The 22,064-nt window shown below is 42.6% G+C and carries 19 protein-coding genes and 1 pseudogene; 15 read left to right on the top strand and 5 right to left on the bottom strand.

Annotation, left to right across the window (positions count from 1 at the left end; genetic code table 11):
- Window positions 1–385 precede the first annotated feature (385 nt).
- Both COP04_RS19605 and COP04_RS11630 read left to right on the top strand, forming a co-directional pair.
- Window positions 386–562, top strand: coding sequence for a sporulation protein Cse60 (locus tag COP04_RS19605; protein WP_157800272.1), 177 nt, complete (start codon window positions 386–388; stop codon window positions 560–562).
- 95 nt (window positions 563–657) lie between these two features.
- Complete coding sequence (locus tag COP04_RS11630; RefSeq protein WP_100488177.1) at window positions 658–876, top strand: hypothetical protein; 219 nt, start codon at window positions 658–660, stop codon at window positions 874–876.
- 700 nt (window positions 877–1,576) lie between these two features.
- Here the strand turns inward: COP04_RS11630 and COP04_RS11615 are convergent.
- Complete coding sequence (locus COP04_RS11615; RefSeq protein WP_100488174.1) at window positions 1,577–2,263, bottom strand: potassium channel family protein; 687 nt, start codon at window positions 2,261–2,263, stop codon at window positions 1,577–1,579.
- Between the two features lie 635 nt (window positions 2,264–2,898).
- Here COP04_RS11615 and COP04_RS11610 point away from each other — a divergent pair.
- Window positions 2,899–4,297 (top strand): annotated as a pseudogene (locus COP04_RS11610) (methionine--tRNA ligase).
- Window positions 4,298–4,384: 87 nt separating this feature from the next.
- On the opposite strand, the gene COP04_RS11605 reads toward COP04_RS11610, so the two are convergent.
- Together COP04_RS11605 and COP04_RS11600 are read right to left on the bottom strand one after the other, a co-directional pair.
- Complete coding sequence (locus tag COP04_RS11605; protein WP_157800270.1) at window positions 4,385–6,286, bottom strand: ArnT family glycosyltransferase; 1,902 nt, start codon at window positions 6,284–6,286, stop codon at window positions 4,385–4,387.
- A gap of 252 nt (window positions 6,287–6,538) precedes the next feature.
- The gene (locus COP04_RS11600) at window positions 6,539–7,264 is read right to left on the bottom strand and encodes a phosphatase PAP2 family protein (RefSeq protein WP_100488172.1); all 726 of its coding nucleotides are present in this window, start codon (window positions 7,262–7,264) and stop codon (window positions 6,539–6,541) included.
- 244 nt (window positions 7,265–7,508) lie between these two features.
- Here COP04_RS11600 and COP04_RS11595 point away from each other — a divergent pair, with 244 nt between their 5' ends.
- From COP04_RS11595 to COP04_RS11585, 3 genes are all read left to right on the top strand, one after another.
- Window positions 7,509–9,716 carry a glycosyltransferase family 39 protein gene (locus COP04_RS11595; RefSeq protein WP_162297093.1) on the top strand — a complete coding sequence of 736 codons (2,208 nt, stop codon included), beginning with the start codon at window positions 7,509–7,511 and terminating at the stop codon, window positions 9,714–9,716.
- Window positions 9,717–9,811: 95 nt separating this feature from the next.
- Window positions 9,812–10,489 (top strand): response regulator transcription factor, encoded by a 678-nt coding sequence (locus COP04_RS11590; RefSeq protein WP_100489653.1) that lies wholly within the window; start codon window positions 9,812–9,814, stop codon window positions 10,487–10,489.
- Window positions 10,486–11,571 carry a sensor histidine kinase gene (locus COP04_RS11585; RefSeq protein WP_100488170.1) on the top strand — a complete coding sequence of 362 codons (1,086 nt, stop codon included), beginning with the start codon at window positions 10,486–10,488 and terminating at the stop codon, window positions 11,569–11,571. Before COP04_RS11590 ends, COP04_RS11585 begins: the two co-directional genes overlap by 4 nt.
- Before the next feature lie 53 nt (window positions 11,572–11,624).
- On the opposite strand, the gene prli42 is transcribed toward COP04_RS11585, so the two are convergent.
- The gene (gene prli42, locus COP04_RS19600; RefSeq protein ID WP_157800268.1) at window positions 11,625–11,729 is read right to left on the bottom strand and encodes a stressosome-associated protein Prli42; all 105 of its coding nucleotides are present in this window, start codon (window positions 11,727–11,729) and stop codon (window positions 11,625–11,627) included.
- 185 nt (window positions 11,730–11,914) lie between these two features.
- Between prli42 and COP04_RS11580 the strand changes: the two genes are divergently transcribed.
- Genes COP04_RS11580 through rnz form a run of 3 tightly spaced genes read left to right on the top strand, consistent with a single transcriptional unit; the run spans window position 11,915 to window position 15,271 of the window.
- Window positions 11,915–13,027, top strand: coding sequence for a M20/M25/M40 family metallo-hydrolase (locus COP04_RS11580; RefSeq protein WP_100488169.1), 1,113 nt, complete (start codon window positions 11,915–11,917; stop codon window positions 13,025–13,027).
- A 43-nt stretch (window positions 13,028–13,070) separates the two neighbouring features.
- Window positions 13,071–14,300, top strand: a complete 1,230-nt coding sequence (locus tag COP04_RS11575; RefSeq protein WP_100488168.1) for a DNA polymerase IV — start codon at window positions 13,071–13,073, stop codon at window positions 14,298–14,300.
- 38 nt (window positions 14,301–14,338) lie between these two features.
- Window positions 14,339–15,271 carry a ribonuclease Z gene (rnz, locus tag COP04_RS11570; protein WP_100488167.1) on the top strand — a complete coding sequence of 311 codons (933 nt, stop codon included), beginning with the start codon at window positions 14,339–14,341 and terminating at the stop codon, window positions 15,269–15,271.
- A 57-nt stretch (window positions 15,272–15,328) separates the two neighbouring features.
- Here rnz and COP04_RS11565 read toward each other — a convergent pair whose 3' ends face one another.
- Window positions 15,329–16,579: an ammonium transporter gene (locus COP04_RS11565; RefSeq protein ID WP_100488166.1), complete on the bottom strand. Its 1,251-nt coding sequence runs from the start codon at window positions 16,577–16,579 to the stop codon at window positions 15,329–15,331.
- A 244-nt stretch (window positions 16,580–16,823) separates the two neighbouring features.
- Here COP04_RS11565 and COP04_RS11560 point away from each other — a divergent pair, with 244 nt between their 5' ends.
- The 6 genes from COP04_RS11560 to COP04_RS11535 all read left to right on the top strand — a co-directional run bounded on the left by COP04_RS11560 (window position 16,824) and on the right by COP04_RS11535 (window position 22,004).
- Entirely contained in the window at window positions 16,824–17,606 is a 783-nt protein-coding gene (locus COP04_RS11560) for an SDR family NAD(P)-dependent oxidoreductase (protein WP_100488165.1), read from the top strand.
- Between the two features lie 291 nt (window positions 17,607–17,897).
- On the top strand, window positions 17,898–18,974 hold the full coding sequence (locus COP04_RS11555; RefSeq protein ID WP_100488164.1) for an AI-2E family transporter: 1,077 nt from the start codon (window positions 17,898–17,900) through the stop codon (window positions 18,972–18,974).
- A gap of 139 nt (window positions 18,975–19,113) precedes the next feature.
- Window positions 19,114–19,611, top strand: a complete 498-nt coding sequence (locus COP04_RS11550) for an FMN-binding protein (RefSeq protein WP_100488163.1) — start codon at window positions 19,114–19,116, stop codon at window positions 19,609–19,611.
- A gap of 45 nt (window positions 19,612–19,656) precedes the next feature.
- Window positions 19,657–20,580, top strand: a complete 924-nt coding sequence (locus COP04_RS11545) for an FAD:protein FMN transferase (RefSeq protein ID WP_100488162.1) — start codon at window positions 19,657–19,659, stop codon at window positions 20,578–20,580.
- On the top strand, window positions 20,568–21,461 hold the full coding sequence (locus COP04_RS11540; RefSeq protein ID WP_100488161.1) for an RnfABCDGE type electron transport complex subunit D: 894 nt from the start codon (window positions 20,568–20,570) through the stop codon (window positions 21,459–21,461). The genes COP04_RS11545 and COP04_RS11540 overlap by 13 nt, the downstream gene beginning before the upstream one ends.
- Window positions 21,462–21,536: 75 nt before the next feature.
- Window positions 21,537–22,004, top strand: coding sequence for an NUDIX hydrolase (locus COP04_RS11535; RefSeq protein WP_100488160.1), 468 nt, complete (start codon window positions 21,537–21,539; stop codon window positions 22,002–22,004).
- Window positions 22,005–22,064: the final 60 nt, after the last annotated feature.

Genomic DNA, 22,064 nt, shown 5'->3' with positions numbered 1-22,064 from the left:
TGAGCACGGATTTTATTTCGGTGGATGGTTAATTTTTATGGGAGCAACTTTTTACATTTATAGGTTCTCTAGTCTCCTTTTTTTCGCGTCATTTCCGATAATTGTTTCTTTAGAACAATTTCGGGACTATCTAAAAGAAAAATTTGAAATGTCCATTTGGAGGTAGGTGTCATAGGGCATTGCAAAATTTACTGATTAACAAGACAGATTTGCTAGCAGATATCTGATGGTCGGATAGGAATGACCTTCCGGCTAGAACCGAAGACACGGCGTCTAGTTGGGACTATAAAAACGCTATTAAAACGTTTTCAAGTAGGAAATTTGTCCCTTTATGTCGAATATAGATATGAATGTATAAATATATTCCAAAAGGAGGGCAAAAACTATGAAAGCGAAACTCATCACTCGAACAAATCCAATGGAATTTGAAAAAGACATGAATATATTATTAGAAAGAATTGACGATGACCTTGTAGATATTGAATTTAGCTCTCCGAGGAATGAAAGAGAACAACACTATTCAGCATTAGTTATTTATAAAGAGAAAACAAGCAACGCCTAAGCGCCTGTCAGGGTGCTTATTTCTATCGGCTCATGTGTAACAAATTTCAATTTTATATAATGTAAGATGTTATGACACATGGCGGAGGAAAATTAATGCACCCTGATGAAAGTGATACGCTGATCAAAACAATTAAAAGAATAAATAATGTGTTAAAAATGATCAACAAAATAAAGGTAATGCTTAAAAGCGAATTAGAAAATGATCTAGGAAATGATGAATTAAGAAACATTATTGCCAATTTGGAGAAAGAAGAAAAAGAATCTGCTGCTGTATTACTTGAAGTCGAGAAATTAATAAGAAAACAACTATAGTGCCAATTGTGTCGCTATTATTTTAGAACCATGCAGGAAAATGTCTCCATTTGATGAAATAAACACTATTTCAAAGGTAGAGATGACAGTGTTGAGCAAAGAATTTAATTATCAGAATCTGAAGGAATCTTTCTCTACCGGAGATAAACCAAATAAATCATATGAATTTAATATATTTTATCCCAAGAATATTTTTGATGAAAAAGTAAATGATGAGATATTCCTATTTACTGATTCGAAGATATTCATTATCTCCGTCGATAAAGAGGATGAAAAAAAATAGAAAAATTGTTGCCATAAATTATGAAATTTCACAGATCGAACTAATTGTTCCTAACTATGATATCGAGGAAATTAAGCTTAATATTTATTTTAAAGATGGTTCGAAATCTGAGTTCGATAATTTCGAAGATACAAGTGAAAATAACCACATGACTTTTTACAATCTGATTATTGATTTACGTAAATATTTGATTCATAAATGATAATTTGTTTGGCCCCCATGAGACCACTGAAAAAGTCCAAAATTTAAAAATCAAAAATTTGCAGATGAAAAACAAGCCCTTAGATTCGCTTCTAAGCGGCGTTTTCTAATATGGGGAGACATTTTTGCCTCCCAAATAAGTACTTTTTTTTGAGAATCGACAGTTTTTCAGTGGCCTATCGTAGCGTAGGGGAAATTAATGTATTTGCCTAATTTTTAATTCTCTATTTTATCTGTTGCTCTATTTACGTATTGTCGTAAAATTTCTTTATCCTCGTCGCTTAGTTCCCTTATATCGTTGATGATATTTGTTAACTTGTCTTTTTTATTGCTGTCCTCAATCAGGATGGACGTAATAGAGCTGGTCACGATTCCGATCAATCCTATTCCGAATATCATTAGTACGACTGCAATGACTCGGCCTACCGGTGTCACGGGAGATATGTCGCTGTAGCCAACGGTCGTAGTCGTAACGATTGTCCACCACAGCGCATCAAAATAGTCATGCATGTGTGGCTCGATCATAGAAACAGGAATAGGCGTGACTAAGATAATGATGAAAAGAGCGATAAATATTTTATGTAGCCCGCGTTCTTTAAGAAAAGCATAAACTGGGCCGACATATCGGCTACCAATGGCCGTTAACCTGAGAAGACGGATTAAGCGAAGGCCTCGGGCTAGGCGAAATCCAGAACTAAAGGGGACTATGGCGACAAGTTCAATCAGATGGGTTTTGAAATATTGTTTTTTGTTCTTCGACCTGAACAGAAAATAGAAATAATCAATCACAAATATTCCCCAAATAATCCAATCTAATATGTTCACAAAATCATTTTCAAAAGAAATGGTAATAAGTGAAATTACAACCAGAACAAACATGAACGCTTCATAATATTTTTTCATGCTATAAGTCCTTTTTCCATTAATTATACAAAAAATCCTGCAACCGATTTTAAATCGGTATACCTGCTGACCTCGTGACCACATTTTGACCTCAAAATTATTTTTTACTCATTATCTACGGGAATGAGTGTTCTTGTTTTATGCTCAATAAAATATAAAACATATCCATGACTTAACATCTAATAACATGATTTTTCAACCTCAAGATTACGCCGATATATTGATTTTTCATTGAGAAACGACTAAAATAGTGCTCAAGTAAATAACAGAAACGCTATGAAGGGAAAGAGTAGGCAGCCGACCTTTTCGCAGAGAGCTTCATCACGGTGAGAGAGAAGCAAAGAGTGGCTGATGAATATGGTCTCAGAGCGGCATACCGAGCTGACTTCGACTGGATGAGCATGTCTTAAACGCAACATCCTTTCCGGATAGGCCTAGGCTATGACAAGTTCGGTTCTTGTTACAAAAACCAGGGTATCGGGCATGTTCTGTTGTGCTCTGTACTTTCTGAGGCCGGTCGTGTGAATGATCGGTAAATAAAGGTGGTATCACGTGGAATTCAACCCTCGTCCTTATGCTTCTGCATAAGAACGGGGGTTTATTTTTATAGTTTATTAAAAGAGGAGTGGTGAATTATGGCTGTATTAATTGCTGGTGCCTGGCCCTATGCCAATGGAGAATTACATCTTGGTCATTTGTCGAGTTTATTGCCCGGGGATATTCTGGCCCGTTATTTCAGGCAGAAGGGAGAAAAAGTACTTTATGTTTCCGGAAGCGACTGCAACGGGACACCGATTTCGATCCGTGCGAGACAGGAGAGTGTTTCACCTGAAGTAATTGCGGACCGTTACCATCGTTCATTCAAAGAATGTTTTGACAAATTGGGATTTACCTATGATTGTTATACAAGAACGGACAATCCGTTGCATCATGAGGTTGTCCGGAAGGTTGTCCGAACACTGTATGAGAAACATTTAATCTATCATCAGACGGTTAAGCAAACCTATTGTGACCATTGCAGGCAGTTTTTGCCGGACCGTTATGTGGAAGGAAAATGTCCGCACTGCGGAGCGGATGCGCGCGGTGACCCGGGATTTACCAGTCGGGGTATCCGTTCCGGTCAAAGGATTTGAGAATAAAAAAATATATGTCTGGATTGAGGCAGTTTCGGGTTACTATTCTGCCAGCAAGCAATGGGAGAAGGAAACAGGCGGTGATGCTTCCGCCTGTTGGAATGAAGATGCAGTTTCCTATTATGTTCAGGGGAAAGATAATATTCCTTTTCATACAATTGTCTGGCCTGCCGTGCTGCTTGGCATCGATATTCCTGCACTGCCTACCCATGTTCTTTCCAATGAATATTTGACTCTTGAAAAGAAAAAGCTTTCAACAAGTCGCAACTGGGCAGTTTGGGCACCGGAGATCATTGAACGCTATGATCCGGATTCCATCCGTTATTTTCTGACAGTGAATGCTCCGGAAAACCATGACAGCGATTTTTCATGGCGGGAGTTTATCTACAGTCACAACAGCGAACTTCTGGGGGCTTATGGTAATTTTGTCAATCGCACCTTGAAGTTTATTAATAAAATTGAAGACTTTGAAGTGAGACAAGACGATCTCGATCAAAAAATCCTAAACGAAATTGGGACGGTCTACAAGGTTGCAGGCAGACAGATTAAAGCGCTGAGCACAAGATCGGCACTGGTAACAATCTTTTCTTTTATACGTCATGGCAATAAATATTTTGATGAGCAGCAGCCGTGGCAGCTGTATAATCATGACAGAAATGCTTGCCGGAAAACGCTCAATAACTGCTTGAATATGATCGCCAATCTTGCCCAGCTGTTGTCGCCATTTGTTCCTTTTTCGAGCCAAAAAATACGGACCATGCTGCAGCTGCGGCCTTTCACATGGAAACCGATCGACTATGCATTAGCGAAACCTCAGAACATTCAGCCGCTCTTTGCGAGAATTGACCTTTCCAGGATTGATGAAGAAGTGCAAAAACTGCATGATCAGGAGAAGGCGTGACTGTTCTCTTGGCACAATCGAAAACTAGACTGCGGAGATGAGTCATGCATGGAATACTTTTCAATAACATATAATTGAAAAGGGTGGTCAGTTGCCGTTCATATTCTGTGAGAAATAACGCGTATTCAACTCATAGAGTTGACCGATGTTATTCCTTTGCAAAGCGTACTGACCTGTGCTCTTGTTTGTTGCGGCAGAAGAACCTTCCCACTGGTTGGTTTCAATCAGCCTCCCGTGAGTCCTGAGCCAGCTGGTGATCCAGAGATGATTGGAAGGGTTCGTTGCCGGTAGGTAAAAGTAGTGAATTCTTCCCTTCTGGACTAGTTGTTCTAACTGTTTCGGACCTATAATCGGATCTGTTCCATTAAATCCGCCGATTGCCATGACCGGTTTTCCTGTTTTAATAATATAGGGTGCGGCGCTGGGGGCATCGATCGTTCCAAAAAGGAAAGTGTCTGATGATTGATGTATCGACAAATAATGGATAAGATGCCTGTCAGTCTGTACGCTTGGTGCTTCCAAGGCTTGTATCGGGTTTTCCAATTGTGGACCCGCTTCCGGCAAAGCATAGTTTCCACCAAATAAAACTGGGGTCAGTGACCAGTAAAAAGGTGAAATACTTAGTATAATCAAGAGAGAAGCACGCACAAGAAAGCGATTTCTTAATTTCAGATGGCGGGGAGGCATACCCATGTGCCTGAAACCAAAATAACTGAAAACAAGCAATCCGCCGAGGGCCAGAACCAGCCCTGCCACAAGATTGTAATAGCCAACATAGATGACTTGGAGGGCCAGAGTCGCTAAAAGGGAAAAAGGAAAGACATAAGGTCTCAGCCCTTCATGATTCTTGTAGCTCTGATACATGACAGACCAGCCGATCCCGCACAATACAGCAATTGAGGGCGCCAGCATAATAAAATAATAACGATGAAAAAAACCGGCAAAACTGAAAACAAAAAATACCGGGATAAAAAAAGTAATCCAAAAAAGTGTTTCTCTGCCCTTTTTTTCTTTGTACCAGTTTTTCGGCTTCTTTTTTCCTAAAAAGAGCAAGACTGCCGGAATGCTGAACAGGGCGAAAGGGAGAAACCAGCTGATCTGGGTTCCATAGCCAACCCGAAACAGCCGGGTAAGGCCGGCTGACAGTTTCGGTGACTGAACGCTGTCCACACTTCCGCTGCCCGAGAGACCGGTGGATTGCCCCATCAGCCTCTGAGTTCCGTTATAACCGAATGCCAGATCTGTCACGGAATTACTCATGCTGCTCCCGACATAGGGACGGGCTTCTTTAGCGGTGGAATCTACGGTCAATGCCCACGCAAGAGAAACAACAGTCATGATGCAGATAGCCAGAAACAGCTTGCTGAATTTTGTTCTCCATTTTTCATTCGAAGCGATTAGATAAAAAATGATAAAAGCAGGCACTATCATATAAGCTTCCAGCATTTTAATATTAAAACCGAGGCCGATGAACACAAATGCAAGCATTAGAAATAGATTTTTCTTTTTGCCGTCACCAACCGATTTGAAAAGAAACAAGGTACCAATCAGTAACACTAAAACGAGGAGTGAATCCACATTGTTTGTCCTTGAAACAGCGACAGCAACAGGAGTTATGGCCATCAATAGTGATGCGATGCGCGCACTCACCACACCAAAAGAAGGCCTGACCAAATAATAAATGACAAAAACAGAGCCTGTCTCCGCCAGTGCCTGAGGAAGAATAACACTCCAGCCATGTATTCCGAAAATCAGTGCCGAAACGGCCTGAATCCAGAAATCGAGCGGTGGTTTATCAATAGAGACAAAACCCGCAGGATCAAATGAAGCAAAAAAGAAATTGTGAAAATTCTGTACCATACTGACTGTGGCAGCCATGTAGTAAGAATTGGGAATATCTATTCTCCAAGTGCCCCATAGATTAAGTGCCAGAGACAGGCACACGATCACAACCAAACAGAGATCTATACTGTTTGTCAGCCTTTTCAAAATAATTCCTCGTTCCGAAAATAATTTATTATCTGGTAAATGAAACGAGCCGTGCCAGACTTGCAATTTCACTATTTGGTGAAAATATCTTTACATACCGCTCATTTCCAGACTGTCTAAGTTTACCACATAAAAATGAAAGCTAACTGAAATAATCAAACATTGTAATTGTAATGAAATATAAGGCTCCCGCGTTATAAAGTGAGCCTTTGAATGAAAAAAATAGGGCTGTTTATCTCACGTATTTCGAGATCAGGTATTTAAATGATGGTGACTTTCCTGATGTTCCTGATCTCCATTCTTGCTGTCTGTATATCGTTGAAAGAAACGATGAAGCGCAGCGCTGTTAACAGCAAATATACCAGCGGAGAAAAAGTCTATTGCGGTGCCCAGAAGGACACCCGCAATAACATCACTTGGATAATGTACCCCCAGGTATATCCTTGAGACCATAACTAAGGTAACGAGAATACCCGCGATAAAAATCACTGTTATCTGCGTATAGATTTTTTTAAAATAAAAAATAGCCATGATTGCCAGCATGCCATAAAACAGTGTGGCTGCAATCACGTGTCCACTTGGATAACTGAATCCGGATTCATGAACGATCCGGTGAAACATTGGGCGCGGACGCGCAATTAAAATTTTCAGGAAAGGATTAATGATAACTGCTCCAATGACAAATGTAGCGAGAGACCAGATGGCCAATTCGTATTTTTTATTTTTTAACAGCAGCAACTGAAGAAGAACGGAGAACAGTACCATAATGACAGGGCTGCCAAGCTGGGTTGCCGAGATCATCAGGCTGGTGTTGAAAGGAGATATATGATTCTGGATGGTTTGTATCGTATAAAAGTCAAAATTACCGACTCTGTGTATATTTTGTGCAATTGTGACGCTTTCTAAGGTGAATAAAAGCAGGGCAATACTACCAATAATAAGGAACACATTAATCTTAAACTGACTGATTCTGATCATATTTCCACTTCCCGTTCAATCTGGCATCTTTCAATATCTTTTTAAGTCTACATTCTTTCTACACCATTTGTCATTGGACTTCTGTGAGCGGTCCATTAATAAACGATGAGAGAATTCTCATATTTTATTTTTTTTACAATTGTTATATTGTAATATTCCGAAACAACATATAAAATCACAAGTGGTGTATGCGAAAAATTTTTTAATACGGAGAAATATCTAATCATTTTTGCAGGTGATTATGTTGAAAACCGCGGTGAATAAAGTTGTTAGCATTTTTTCAATTGTTTTTGTTATTGCAATTCTGCTAATCCTTATAGCAAGTCTCCTATTTCCGGACTATGACTGGCCAGTCAGAGGATTCTTTGTAGGGAATCGATTCCATTACTTTGATGTGCCGGCAGCGCTCTTCTTACTTTCTGTGATTGCCGTGCTTTTTTTCGTCCTTTTGGTGTATTTGTTCTCACACATGGGTGAGCGTCAGCTCCGGCTGACTGCGGGCGTTCTCTGGGCAATGGTTCTGACAGTTGAAACGCTGATCATTTTCTTCTTTCACGGCATACAGCCTCCGGATTTTGACGGTGGGCATACTTTCTTTCAGGCAATAAACCTGCTTGAACATAAATATCGGGCGGATAATTTGCAGTATTTTCAGATCTATCCCAATAATATTGCTATTACTGTAGTCAGATATTGGATCTACCGTTTCTTCTGCTTCGGTAATCCTGCTTTCTTCATTCCCGCTGATCAAATTGCCTGTGCCGTATCACTTAATATCGGAATTTATTTCTCATGGAAATTCATTTTATCAGCGTTGAACCAAAAAACGGCAATTCTTTTTTTAATCATGGTACTGACCTGTTTCCCGCTTTTCTTCTATATCGTTTATTTTTATACAGATTCAATGACCCTGATGTTTCCGCCGCTCCTGTTATATCTGACCTATAGATATGCTCATACGGATAAAATCCGGTACATCATTTTGCTTGGTCTGTTTCTTGCAATCAGTTTTCAGATCAGAGAAAATATGATACTGATGCTCCCAGCTTTGATTCTCTATATATTTCTGATCAAAAATTTTAAAAAAACATTAATCTGTTTGCTGATTTCTGCTGCTTTGATCGTTGGAGTCGGATTTGCAGCTCAAAAGTATGAAAATCATCTTGGCTTTACAAAAAATCAGGCATTGGAAATGCCGACGATAAGCTGGCTGCTGATGGGGCTTTCCAGTAACGGTCGATATAATAATAAAGATTATATGCTGGCGATGAGTCAGCCCACCCAGAAGCAGAAAAAAGATGTGAATTTCAAGGCGATCAAGCAAAGAATTGCAGATCGCGGCGTGACCGGTCTCTCCATAACGTGGGCGGTAAAAGCAGCCCGCACGTTTGGTGACGGAAGCTTGGCATACTTTTGGCAGACCAATACGACGACCCATTATTCTGTGCCCTATAATTATATTTTTGGACATCAGAAACAGCTGGTGATTTTTATTATTCAGGTTTTTCACATCGCTGTTCTGATTCTGCTTGCCTTTTCAGTTGTTCGATCTTTGAGAAAAAGAAAAATCGACGAAAACCTGCTGATCCAGATTTGCATGTTCGGCAGCATCTTATTTTATGTCTTCGTCTGGGAAGCAGAACCGCGTTATGCATTGCTGTTTACATTGCTGGAGCTGATTGGAGCATCATATGGCCTCATCGAATTACATGCCCTGTCTGTCGCTTATATGGAGAAGGTGAGAGAGAGACGTTCTTATTTTGTCTCTGCTCTGCTCATTCTTCTATGTCTGTCCGTTTTGACGGTCTGCGTTGCTGTCGAAAACTATGTACCCTATTCACAAACTGTACGATGGCAGGAACTTTTCAGTGTAGATCAGCATGTCAGCAAGGGGAATAAATTTGCGGTGGTTAATGCGACGCATCAGATCGAACAGACATTCAGAACAGCGGAACCCTTTAATCGAGTCAGCATTGGTGTAATCGGGCATAGAGGCCGGGCAGTTTATCAGATCACAATCATGGAAAAAGGGCGGAAGCAACGATACGGGCAAAAAATTCTCAGCAGTTCAAGAATGAAAAAAAGAGGCCTTGAAGCGATCAAAATCAGAAATCAACCTGATCGGCCCGGTATGCACGATTACACCCTGATTATTAGGCGTATCTCCGGTTCGCGTGGTTCACAACTGTTCCTTGGAATGTATGGAAAAGGGATTTATGAACAAAGGGATATTTACCCGGAAGGAGCGCTTTATGTAAACGGGCGAAGTGTGCATGGAATTGATCTTCAGTTCCAGGTTTATCGTTTGATCAGGCATACTTATATGAATAGCGCGTTATATGGCGTTCTGTTTACTTTGCCTCTGGCAACGCTGATGATAAGTATTTATGGAGTGATAAGGATTTTGTGGAACGCGGAAAGGCGAACAAAACTTGTTACGGACAAGGAATGAATTTTCTCTTCGACTGGACAGCTTCTTTAATTCATGATCTGTTCACATATAGCGGGTATAATGATACCAGTTATTCGAAAAGGAAGATGAGTACCGTGAACAGTATTCTTATTGTTGATGATGACCCGAATATCCGGGAACTTGTCACTGTTTTTTTACAAAAAGAGGGATTTTTGTGCATTGAGGCTGCAGACGGTGTCCAGGCATTGGACAGGCTTGAAAAGGAACAGATCGCTCTTATTGTGCTTGATATTATGATGCCGAATATGGATGGGTGGACTTTTTGCCAAAAGGTTCGGGATTCTTATGGTCAGATTCCGATACTAATGTTGACGGCAAAAGGTGCAACAATGCAGAAGGTTCATGGTTTTGAATTAGGGGCAGACGATTATCTGGTGAAACCGTTTGAACCGATTGAGCTGGTCATGCGCGTGAAGGCTTTGCTGAAACGCTATCAAATATCTGCTTCTCAAACCCTCCGTATTGGAAAACTTCTGCTCAATCGGAAATCATATGAAATAAGTTTTGGTTCGGAACAAATAACACTCCCGCTGAAGGAATTCGAACTTCTTTTTATGCTTGCCGGAATGCCCGGGAGAACCTTCACGCGGGATGACCTGATTGAAAATATTTGGGGCTATGATTATGATGGCGATGAGCGGACGGTGGATGTTCACATTAAGAGGTTACGTGAACACTTTTCAGATGAAAAGTGCGGTTTTAAAATCCACACTGTCCGCGGTTTAGGTTACAGACTGGATGAATGCCTATGAAACAGCTTAAGATAGTATTCTTTATTGTTTCAGTTTTTTCGACTCTTGGTATTTTATGGACTTTTTTCTATTTTCTGATCGGGTTTATCGCCCACTATTACCAATTACCCCTCAATCCGTTCATTCGGCACATCGTCAGTTCGATACTTGGCGTACTTCTGTTTGGTGTGATCAGCAATATGATTGGGCACTTATACAAACCGAGGCGATTGAGCTATTTTCAGGCAATCACCCAGGCTCTACGGCAGATGGCAAAAGGGAATTTTGAAATTGAACTCGATCTGCCTCTCTCTCCACCGGGACCGGATGTAAAGAACAACCCATTTAATCAGCTGGTGGAAAGTGTGCACTACATGGCAAAGGAGCTTGGGCAACTGGAGCGTGTCCGTCAGGAATTCATATCAAATGTTTCACATGAAATCCAGTCTCCTTTGACATCGATAAAAGGGTTTGCCCGTGCTCTTGAAAGCCCGGATCTCCCTGATGAAAAACACCGGCATTATTTGCAGATTATCCAGTCAGAAAGTGATCGCTTGTCGAAGCTCAGCGACAATCTTTTAAAATTGACCGTGCTTGAAAATAACCGCCATCCCTTGCATATTGAGCTGTACAGAGCTGACCGGCAGATCAGGCAGGTTCTTCTGGCACTTGAACCTCAGTGGAGCCGGAAGAAGCTTGATATGGTCATCAAGCTGGAGCCGGCTTTGTTATCAGCTGATCAGGAATTGATGAATCAGGTGTGGATGAATTTGATTCAGAACAGTATCAAATTCACTCCGGAAAAGGGGAATGTGACTGTTACTTTGAAACAGCGAAGGGGCAGTACCATTTTTGAAGTGTCTGACAGCGGAATCGGGATTCGTCCGGAAGATCGGATTCACCTTTTTGAGCGGTTTTATAAAGCGGACCGCTCACGAGTCAGAACCGAGGGAGGCAATGGGCTCGGCCTTTCGATTGTTAAGAAAATTGTGGATGTGCACCATGGGCAGATTCAGGTTGACGGTGAAAAAGGGAAGGGAACGGCAATAACAGTCATTTTAGCTAGCAATGAGGATAATAAACCAGACGACATAAAGCCATGATCAGTTGAATCCATGGCTTTTTTCGTTTATTTCAAGTAAAATTGCGGCTTTTCTTAGCCAGCGGCTCCGACTGCAGCTGCAATTAAGCCGCCAACCGTGGAGAGGACAAGCGCAGCAATCATCAAATAAATAACGATTTTGAACAGTTTCTTTGGCAAGGCAGAACGAATCTCCTTCCGCATCATATTGCTTGTTTGACTTTTCAATGACTACTTTTATAAATTATATACGTTCCTTTGAGCTCTTTTCAACCACTGAATATCGCGGAGCATTATGATAAAATAAGTATGAATAAAGTTTAAAATGATAGGCATTTATTTTGCTTAGAAACAGGTGGACGGGATTGCTTAATAACGACAGGCTCGTAGACACACTCTTTAAATTAGTGAAGGTAGATTCTGAAACCGGGGATGAGGGCGGCATTTCAGAAGTCTTGAAAAAAAAATTCACGGAACTCGGCTTTGAAGTTAAGGAAGACGAGGCAAAAATCAAAACAGGGCACGGAGCAAATAATCTTGTATGCACGCTGCCAGGAAATGCTGAAGGCACACCGATTTTTTTCGGTTCTCATATGGATACCGTTTTTCCCGGAAAGAATATTCATCCATCCCTGAAAGACGGATGCATCGTTTCAGACGGTTCGACGATCCTCGGATCTGATGATAAGGCCGGCCTTTCTGCCCTGATTGAAGCATTCAGCGTTATTAAAGAAGAACATAGGCAACATGCTGATTTGCAGGTTATCGTTACGGTAGGTGAAGAATCGGGACTGTTAGGAGCAAAAGCTCTGGATACCCGTTTGATTAAAGCAGATTATGGGTTTGAACTGGACAGTGATGGCCCTGTCGGGGACATTATCATTGCTGCTCCCTATCAGACTAAACTCAAGATTGATTTGTTCGGCAAAACCGCCCATGCCGGCATTGCACCGGAGAAAGGGATATCCGCAATCACGATGGCAGCTAAAGCTATCGCCCGGATGCCTCTTGGAAGAATTGATGAAGACACAACGGCGAACATTGGCCGTTTTGAAGGCGGGAAAGCAACAAATATTGTTTGCGATAATGTCCGTATTTTGGCCGAAGCACGATCACTGGTTAAGTCAAAAATAGACCGGCAGACAAGGCTGATGAAAGAAGCTTTTGAACAGACTGCTTCAGAAATGGGCGGACATGCGGATGTCGAACTGAAATTTATGTATCCCGGTTATCGATTCAATCCGGAAGATCGGATCGTTCAACTGGCAATGTCAGCCGTGGAAGCTGTCGGTAGAACACCAAAGCTGCTGAGCAGCGGCGGTGGAAGCGATGCAAATGTGATCAATGGGAAGGGCATCCAGGTTATAAACCTTGGTGTCGGATATGAGAAAATACATACGACTAAGGAAAGAATAGCTGTTGAAGAGCTTATAAAGACAAGTGAACTTGTGCTTTCTCTGATTAATCAGGCAAAATGATGACGGGAAATGAACGGAATTTATTTAGGACAAGGTGACAGCGATGGAAGAAACACATAAAAAGCCGCGTATCATTTTTCATATCGATATGAATAGCTTCTATGCTTCCGTTGAGATTGCTTTGCATCCGGAATGGAGGGGGAAACCGCTTGCCATTGCTGGAAAGCCCGAAGAACGGCACGGCATTGTTGTGACAAGCAGCTACGAAGCGAGAAAAATGGGCGTGCGGACGACGATGACTGTGCAGGAAGCAAAGAAAAAATGCCCACAACTGATTGTCAAGCATCCTGATTTTGTACAGTATCGCGCCATATCCGAAAGGCTTTTTCAATTACTTGGCCAATATACACCGCTTGTTGAAAAAGCCTCGATTGATGAAGGGTATTTGGACATGACTGATGAAATGAATGGAATACCGGCAGCGGAACTTGCCAAAGACGTTCAGGAACAAATCATGCAGCATTTTCGGCTGCCCTGCAGTGTCGGCATTGCTCCAAATAAGTTTCTGGCAAAAATGGCTTCCAATATGAAAAAGCCGCTCGGAATTACAATACTCAGGAAACGCGAGCTGCCCGAGATAATGTGGCCGATGCCGATCGGCCGCATGCATGGCATCGGCCCGAAAACGGAAGAACAGATGAAAGCATTGGGAATAGCGACGATTGGTGATCTGGCTCAATATGATTCAAAGAGGATTGCAGCACGTTTCGGTATTTCCGGACAGAGATTGTATCAGCATGCTAATGGAATTGATGACCGTCCGGTGGATCCGGATGCATGGGAAAGTTATAAAAGTATCGGGCATTCGGTGACACTGTCAAGAGACTCCAAGTCTATAGCTGTCATTTCCAGTACTCTTGACAGCTTATCAGAGAAACTTGCTCAAAAGATCAGAAGGGAACACGTCGTCAGCTATGAATTGACAGTGATGATCCGTTATCAGAACTGGGAAACAGTGACACGCCGTTTATCAACGGTTCAGCCATTTTGCAGAAAAGAAGAAATTAAGAGTTACGCGTTGAACGTTTTCCGAAAACAGTGGAGCGGAAAAGCAGTGCGCTTGCTAGGCATTACTCTGTCTGCATTTCAGCCTGTCGGTGCTTCAACCAAACAACTGGATCTGTTTTCTTATGAACAGGACGCAGCGAAAGAATCACTGATTAAACTTGTCGATCAGGTTAATGAAAAATTTGGAGATGGGGCTTTGAAACCTGCGGCTATCTTGTTTGAAGACAGACGTATCAAGTCATCAGAAAATAAAAGAAAAAAATAGAACAACAACGCTATGGTTTAGTAAAGGGTGGATTGAGTATGGATTTTACTTTTCTCGGGACGGGTGCAGGGATGCCTGCAAAAGAAAGAAATGTCACATCGCTTGCAATCGGTTTTCCGGAATACGATGGCGATTTGTGGCTGTTTGACTGCGGAGAAGGTACACAGCGGCAAATATTATATACAGCGGTCAGACTGACAAAGCTAACGGTGATCTTCGTTACACATCTTCATGGAGATCATCTTTTCGGGCTGCCTGGTATATTAGGCAGCCGCTCATTTCAGGGAGCTGAAAATCTGCTGACGCTCATCGGACCGGTCGGCCTTAAGGAGTACGTAGAGACTTCGCTGCGCCTGTCCGGGACACATCTTCACTATCCGATAGCCGTGAAGGAAATCGGGCAGCCCGGCCTTGTCTATGAAAATGATCATTTTCAGGTCGAAGCAGATGAGCTGGATCATGGAATACAGAGTTTTGGTTACAGGATTACCGAAAGAGATCTTCCAGGTGAATTGCTTGTCGATAAACTTCGGAACAATGGTGTAGAGCCGGGACCGATTTATGGCGATTTCAAATTAAAAGAATTTGTAAATCTTCCCGATGGACGGCAACTTGAGAGTGCAGATTTTTTAAGCGAAAAAAAGAAGGGGAGAAGAATTGCCATTATCGGTGATACACGTCCCTGCGCTGCAGCAGTGAGACTCGCCGATCATGCGGATTTCCTTGTTCATGAATCGACTTTTCGCAGTGATGCCGCAACTTTGGCAAATGCCTATCATCATTCGACTTCTGCTCAGGCTGCAACCGTAGCAAAAAAGGCACACGCCCAAAAACTGATTCTGACCCACCTCAGTTCAAGATACCAGAGGACGGATCAGCAGGCATTGCTTACGGAGGCCAGGAAAGTTTTTCCGGCAAGCTATCTGGCGAGCGATTTCTCTATCTATCATTTAATGCGGCCGCATCGGTGAAAAAATCCAAACAAAAAAGATTCCCCGAAATGAGGAATCTTTTTTGAAATGCAAGTCTTATTTTACGGTTTCACCGGAAGTTTCACCGTAACCATAAGCTCCGTGTTCGCTAATATCCAGACCTGCCTTCTCTTCTTCTGGAGTAATGCGAAGACCGATTGTTGCTTTAATAATTCCGAGAACAATCAACGAAGTGACAGCAACGAATACGAATGCTGAAACAACGCCCAAAGCCTGCACGCCTAATTGATGGAAACCGCCGCCGTAGAACAGCCCCGGTTGGCCGACACCAACAATCTTAACAAGTGCTGGCGCAGCGAGAAAGCCGGTTGAAAGTGTTCCGATCATACCTGAAATACCATGTACTGAGAAAGCGTAGATTGGATCATCAAGCCCCTTATTTTCAAAGAAGATCGAAGTCCAGTAAGTAAAGGATCCGGCTACGGCACCAATGACAATTGCACCCCATGGTTCGACGAAAGCACAGGAGGCCGTGATGGCAACAAGAGCTGCCAGAACACCATTGCACATTGCGCCGACATCTGCCTTTTTCGAGAGAATCATGGCAGTAAAGAGTGCGCCCAGCGCACCGGCTGCTGCGGCGAGATTCGTTGTCAAAGCAACATAGCCATAAAATTCAGGTTGCCCGACTGTGGAAGCAATACTTCCGGCGTTAAAACCGAACCAGCCGATCCAAAGAATAAAAGTGCCAAGATAAACGTAAGGAATACTGTGTGCGGGAATGGCATTCGGTTTTTTGTTCGTGAATTTTCCAATTCTTGGTCCGAGAAGGAGAGTGCCCACCAGTGCTGCTGTCGCACCTTGCAAGTGGACGACTGTTGAACCTGCAAAATCCTGCATGCCCAATTTTGCAAGCCAGCCCCCGGCGTTCCATACCCAGTGGCCAACGACCGGATAGATAAATGCGACGAAAATAACACCAAAGATGAAGTAAACAGGCAACTTACCGCGTTCTGCAAAACCACCCCAGGCAATGGCAAGTGAAACTGCCGCAAAAGCGAGCTGGAACATAAAGGAAACGGAATCGGTACCGGTTGGTACACCGCTCAGGAAAAAATCCGAGAAACCAATAAAAGGATTTCCGTTACCAAAAGCTATTCCGTATCCGAATGCCCAGTAAGCGAGAGACGCAATAGCCAGAGTAATAATTTGCTTTCCAGTTATATGGCCTGCATTCTTGCTGCGCAGCGATCCGGCTTCCAGAAAAGCAAAACCGGACTGCATTAAAATAACTAAGATTGCTGCAATAAAGACCCATAATTCATAAGGATTGACAACGACTTTCATGTTTACCAATGCTCCCCTCATTTAGTATGGAGTAATTATAACATAACATGTTAGTAAAAGTTACAACATAATATTAAAAATATTCTTTTATTTTTGAAAGCCTTTCCAGATAGTAATATTTTGTACAATTTTTAACAAATTTTTTAAAAAGAAATTTATTAGTCATTTAAAATGGCCTGTGACATCATTTTAGCAGTGCTTTCTTATAGAATTGGACAAAATAACAGAGAAGGGGTATGGAAAGATGTTTAAAGATAGAGTTGCCGTCATCACCGGGGCATCGAGCGGCGTTGGATGGGAAACGGCATTATTGTTTGCGGAGGAAGGAGCCAGAACGATTTTGCTGGCGAGAAGCCGTGAAAAACTTGCAGCGCTTAAGGCGGAGATTGAAAAACGGAATCGACAGGCCGATTATTATGTTCTCGATGTCAGCAACACCGATCAGATTGCCGATACATTCGAGAGAATAATAACCCGGTTCGGAAAGATTGACCTGCTGATCAACTGCGCGGGATTTGGTAAATTTGAATATGCCGCGTCAACGAAGATCGGTGACATAAAGGGCATGTTCGACGTGAATGTTGTCGGGCTTATTGCATGTGTTCAGGCGGTTCTTCCGCAGATGATCAGTCAGAAGGGTGGTCATATCGTTAACGTAGCATCAATTGCCGGGAAAATATCTACACCGAAATCCGCCGTTTATTCCGCGACAAAACATGCGGTGATCGGGTTCTCGAATGGATTAAGACTTGAAACAAAGAAACATGGCATTTTTGTCACGGTTATTAATCCCGGACCGATCCGTACGCCTTTCTTTCAGATTGCGGATCCGGACGGGAACTATTCTGCAAATGTAGCACGCTTCATGCTTGACTCAAGTTTTGTAGCCCGTTGCATCATTAAAGCGGTCAAGAAAAAAAAGAGAGAAGTCAATTTGCCGTGGTACATGGGCACGGGTGCCCGGCTTTATCAACTGTGGCCGCGCGCTGTAGAAAAACTAACAGAGCATTGGATGAATCTAAAATAATGGCAGCAGAAAAGTTGAGTGACAGGCAAGAGGGACAACTTTTAAAAAACGGCCGATCAACCCGCCAGAGAGGGCTTTAAGAGTATTGATCCTGGAGCACTGTCGCTAGATAATGGTGTGGCGCAAAATATCGAACTTTATCTATCATTTTTTAGAAAGTCACTATTTTCTTTTTTGGATTAATTTAAGGAAAATAGGTTACAATGTTGTAAGATAATTGGTAGGGTACTATATAATACAAAATTTGTTAAGCAGATTTAGATTTTGTATCCGTCATTAAGGGGAATTGTTATGCCGAAATCAAGATATTTTCGTTTTGCCGTTTGGCTTCTTATAGTTTTTGTCATCTTGTTGGTCGCTTCAAAACTGACTTTTATACTTAGTCCAATTGGCGTCCTTTTTACTTCGCTTGCAGCTCCACTGATTATTTCCGGGCTGCTGTATTATCTTTTGCGTCCCCTGGTCAGGGGGCTTGTCAGGTTTAAAATACCAAAGGTTATTGCAATCCTTATCATTTATCTGTTTGCCATCGGTTTTTTTGTATTTCTTGCTTTTTGGTTCGGGCCGATGCTCTACAGCCAGTTTTTATCGCTGGTTAACAGTATGCCCGGACTGATCAATCAGCTTAGTTACCAGCTGAATAATTTTCAGAACAGTGAACTATTCACAAAGTTAAATCTAAACGGCATTTCGTATATGGACTTTACAAGCAGGTTTTCAAAAAATTTGTCTTCAATGGTTACTTCAGTTGGAAACAATGTTCTGAACATCATTCAGTCCGTGACAGGTACGGTGTTAATTATCGTTACCGTTCCGTTTATCCTTTTTTATCTATTAAAAGATGGGGAGCGGATGTCACATGGGATCATAAAACTGATTCCCGCTGAACACAGGGAGAAAGCCAGAGAAATTCTGACCGACATGGATCAGGCGCTGAGCGGTTATATCCAGGGTCAGATGATTGTCCTTTTATTTGACTTTGTTTTCATCTATATCTGGTATCTGATTATCGGACTGAATTATTCGCTTGTCCTGGCATTGGTCATTCTTTTTACCAATGTTATTCCGTTTATCGGTTCCTTTATTGCAACTGTTCCGGCGGTTATTGTGGCTTTTATACAAAATCCTATTCTTGCGGTTTATGTCATTGTAGGTGTCACGGTTGTTCAACAGATTGAGGGAAACGTGATCTCACCTTTAGTCATGGGGAGAAAGCTGGATGTTCATCCGTTAACCATTATTTGCCTTCTGCTCGTGGCTGGCAACCTGGCGGGAATTATCGGCATGCTTCTGGCCATCCCCGTTTATGCGGTCTGCAAAGTGATCGTGACGCGCGTCTATCAGCTGATTCAGCTTCGCAGGAAGTAATTCTTTCGGACGCTAGACAAATGTTTTGATTAAAAAAGTTTTCTCAATATGAGGGAACTTTTTTTCAGCAAATTTTCAGATTCAATCGATAAACTGTTTCATGTAGAGTTGGAAGTCAAATTAACAGGAGGTCTGTTTTATGGCAAAGCTTAGCCCGAAGTGGATTGCCCTTTGCACGGCAACAATCGGACTTGCCTATTCTGCAGGATATGTTGTGACTGAACCAAAGGCAGTGGCAGTTTCACCAGCTATTCAAACCGCCGTTCAGTCAAATCAACAGCAGTCAAATGGCTCAAGCCAGGGCAGTACAAATAATAAAGCGTCAGGCACGCAAAGCACGGCACAAAACAGCACAGCACCTCAGAGCAAATCCGGATATAAAGACGGTACTTTTTCCGGTCAGGGCATGAACAGAATCGGTTCAGTATCCGTCAGTGTAACAATCAAGCAGGGGAAAATAGCTAATGTACAAATTACAGATTGCACGACTTCGTATCCACAAAGCTTAATTGATCCGCTGCCATCTGAAGTGGTTTCCAGGCAAAATGCAAATGTTGATAACGTGTCGGGAGCAACTGAAAGCACCGATAATTTTATCACGGCTGTCACTCAGGCATTGAGTCAGGCAAAGGCCTGAATTCGTGAAGGTCCGCTGTGACCGGGAGGTATCTTCAAAAGAGTTATGAGCAGTTATAAACGTTTTATCTGTATGGATACCTTTGTAACAATAAAAATTATTTCCGGCGAAAACCAAAGTAAGACAGATGACTCAATTGATCGCGGGGTCGCTTTATTTTATAAAGTAGAGCGCATCTGTTCCAGATTCGATCCTGAAACTGAGCTGATGAAGCTTTCAAGCCAAACAGGGAGATCAGTTGCTGTCTCTCCCATTTTATACTCTGCTGTTAAATTTGCTGTTGAAACCGCTCGTGAAACCGGTGGTGCATTCGATCCTTCAATCGGCAGAAAACTTGAGCGAAGGGGCTTCAATAAAAATTACTTGTCAGGGCATATTGTTTCATCCGATTTTATTGAAGACGATCACGCCGGTTATCGGGATATTATTCTTGATGATCGGAATCACTCGATTTTGCTAAAAAAACCGATGATCATTGACCTTGGCGGGGTAGCAAAGGGTCTGGCAATTGATCTGGCGGCCGAAGAGATTCGTACAATCGGCTATTCAGATTTTTTGATCAATGCGGGAGGAGACCTTTATGCCTCCGGTCATGATGAAAATGGTAAGGACTGGACGATTGGAATCAGGCACCCCATGCGCCGCAATGAACTGGTTGGGACGGTTCAGCTGACTGATGCGGCAATTTGTACTTCCGGTGATTATGAACGACCAAGTCCAGTATTACCCAATGAGAACCATCTTCTGGATCCATTTAATGGTAAATCGCCTGATTCTCTTGTAAGCTGCACGGTTATTGCTCCGTTTGCGATGCTTGCAGATACATTCTCAACGGCTTCCTTTGTAATGGGCCCCGAATCCGGGATTAAAAAAATGGAGGAAATGGATTTGGATTGCCTGATGTTTACCCGGTCAATGACACACGTTTCAACAAATAATTTTAAGGAGAAATGTTCATGGCACGATTAGATACGAACGTGAAAAGCGCACGAACCTATCACCCTGAAACAAGGACTGCAATAAGACAAAAGTCATCAAAAAGTAAGAAGCACAGCTTCAGTTTCAGTAAATTTATTAAATCACCGAAGGGTATTGTTTTTTCGATCATACTGATGCTCTCCCTGATCGGCCTGGCATACCCTCAAAGTTCTGGAGGACTAAAGAATATTTTGCTCGCCATTGCGACGGGTGTGTTCACGGACTTTGTCGTTGCGTATGTGACCTATCGTCCAAAATATTTTTCTGATGGAGCACTTGTTACAGGATTGATTATCGGGGGAATACTCGGGCCGGCTGTGCCATGGTATTTGGTTATGTTTGTGACGCTGGTTGCCCTTGCTTTCAAGCATCTCTTCAAAGATAAAAGGAAACCGGTTTTTAATCCTGCGGCGATTGGGCTGCTTGCCAGTTCAACCCTTTTTTCAACTGGAGAAAGCTGGTGGAGCGGTTTGTCGATGCTACCCGCCTGGACAGTCGTTATCCTGATTGCCGGCGGATTTTATGTTGTAAACCGAATCAACAAATTTCCACTTGTTTTCGCTTTTCTTGCCACGTACATCTTTTTCTTCATGATTGCGGGTCTGGTCGGTGTTACGGATGCCGGCTACGCGCTTCGTATGCCCTATATCAACGCGGCTTTGTTTCTTGCCTTTTTCATGCTGACCGATCCCCCAACTTCACCGGCCAAGGATCACGAACAAATTGTGTTCGGCATACTGGTGGCACTAATCAGCGGCGCTGCGTATTTATACTTGAGCAAGGTAACTTTTCTGCTGATTGGATTGCTGGCAGCTAATGCCTTGAAGGCTTTGCAGGCGCGAAGCAGAAGTCCGCGCAGAGCGACCGCTTGAAAGGCGCTTTTTCCCGCGCTGATTGTGATATCCCCATGAATTCTGTGATATACTTGCTTCTGCGAGGTGGGGGAAATGGGATACATTGAGGACATTCGAAAGCTGGTCGGACACAGGCCGCTGATACTCGTTGGAGCAGCTGCAGTCATTTCTGATGACAGGGGCAGGATACTGCTGCAGGAACGCCGGTTTCCTGAAAACTTCTGGGGCATTCCCGGTGGATTAATGGAATTAGGTGAAACAACGGAAGAAACAGCAAAACGTGAAGTTCGGGAAGAAAGCGGCCTGGAGATTGACCAACTCCGGTTGCTTGGCGTTTATACAGGATCGACGGGATCACGTGGATATTCTATTGCCCAGAATGGCGATCAGTATTGTGCAGTTACGATCGCTTATTATACACGGACATTCAGAGGAATGTTAATCGTGGATCCCTCCGAATCTATAAAATTTGAATTCCGTGACCCGGCCGATTTACCTGAACATCTTTTAAAAAGTTCTCAGCTGATCCTTCAAGACTATTTTTCAAAAATTAAAGACTGACAATAAGGAGGGCCGGCGCTGATTGCCGGTCCTCCCTGCACATTAACAAAAAAATATTCA

Source organism: Sporolactobacillus pectinivorans, assembly GCF_002802965.1.
In the GTDB taxonomy this organism is placed as follows: domain Bacteria; phylum Bacillota; class Bacilli; order Bacillales; family Sporolactobacillaceae; genus Sporolactobacillus; species Sporolactobacillus pectinivorans.
This window is presented reverse-complemented; position numbering and strand designations above follow the sequence as displayed.

Bases quoted from the DNA above. Each gene is read 5' to 3' on its own strand.
- COP04_RS19605 (WP_157800272.1), top strand. From the start codon at position 386: ATGAAAGCGAAACTCATCACTCGAACAAATCCAATGGAATTTGAAAAA.
- COP04_RS11630 (WP_100488177.1), top strand. From the start codon at position 658: ATGCACCCTGATGAAAGTGATACGCTGATCAAAACAATTAAAAGAATA.
- COP04_RS11615 (WP_100488174.1), bottom strand. From the start codon at position 2,263: ATGAAAAAATATTATGAAGCGTTCATGTTTGTTCTGGTTGTAATTTCA.
- COP04_RS11600 (WP_100488172.1), bottom strand. From the start codon at position 7,264: ATGATCAGAATCAGTCAGTTTAAGATTAATGTGTTCCTTATTATTGGT.
- COP04_RS11585 (WP_100488170.1), top strand. From the start codon at position 10,486: ATGAAACAGCTTAAGATAGTATTCTTTATTGTTTCAGTTTTTTCGACT.
- COP04_RS11575 (WP_100488168.1), top strand. From the start codon at position 13,071: ATGGAAGAAACACATAAAAAGCCGCGTATCATTTTTCATATCGATATG.
- rnz (WP_100488167.1), top strand. From the start codon at position 14,339: ATGGATTTTACTTTTCTCGGGACGGGTGCAGGGATGCCTGCAAAAGAA.
- COP04_RS11565 (WP_100488166.1), bottom strand. From the start codon at position 16,579: ATGAAAGTCGTTGTCAATCCTTATGAATTATGGGTCTTTATTGCAGCA.
- COP04_RS11560 (WP_100488165.1), top strand. From the start codon at position 16,824: ATGTTTAAAGATAGAGTTGCCGTCATCACCGGGGCATCGAGCGGCGTT.
- COP04_RS11555 (WP_100488164.1), top strand. From the start codon at position 17,898: ATGCCGAAATCAAGATATTTTCGTTTTGCCGTTTGGCTTCTTATAGTT.
- COP04_RS11550 (WP_100488163.1), top strand. From the start codon at position 19,114: ATGGCAAAGCTTAGCCCGAAGTGGATTGCCCTTTGCACGGCAACAATC.
- COP04_RS11545 (WP_100488162.1), top strand. From the start codon at position 19,657: ATGAGCAGTTATAAACGTTTTATCTGTATGGATACCTTTGTAACAATA.
- COP04_RS11540 (WP_100488161.1), top strand. From the start codon at position 20,568: ATGGCACGATTAGATACGAACGTGAAAAGCGCACGAACCTATCACCCT.
- COP04_RS11535 (WP_100488160.1), top strand. From the start codon at position 21,537: ATGGGATACATTGAGGACATTCGAAAGCTGGTCGGACACAGGCCGCTG.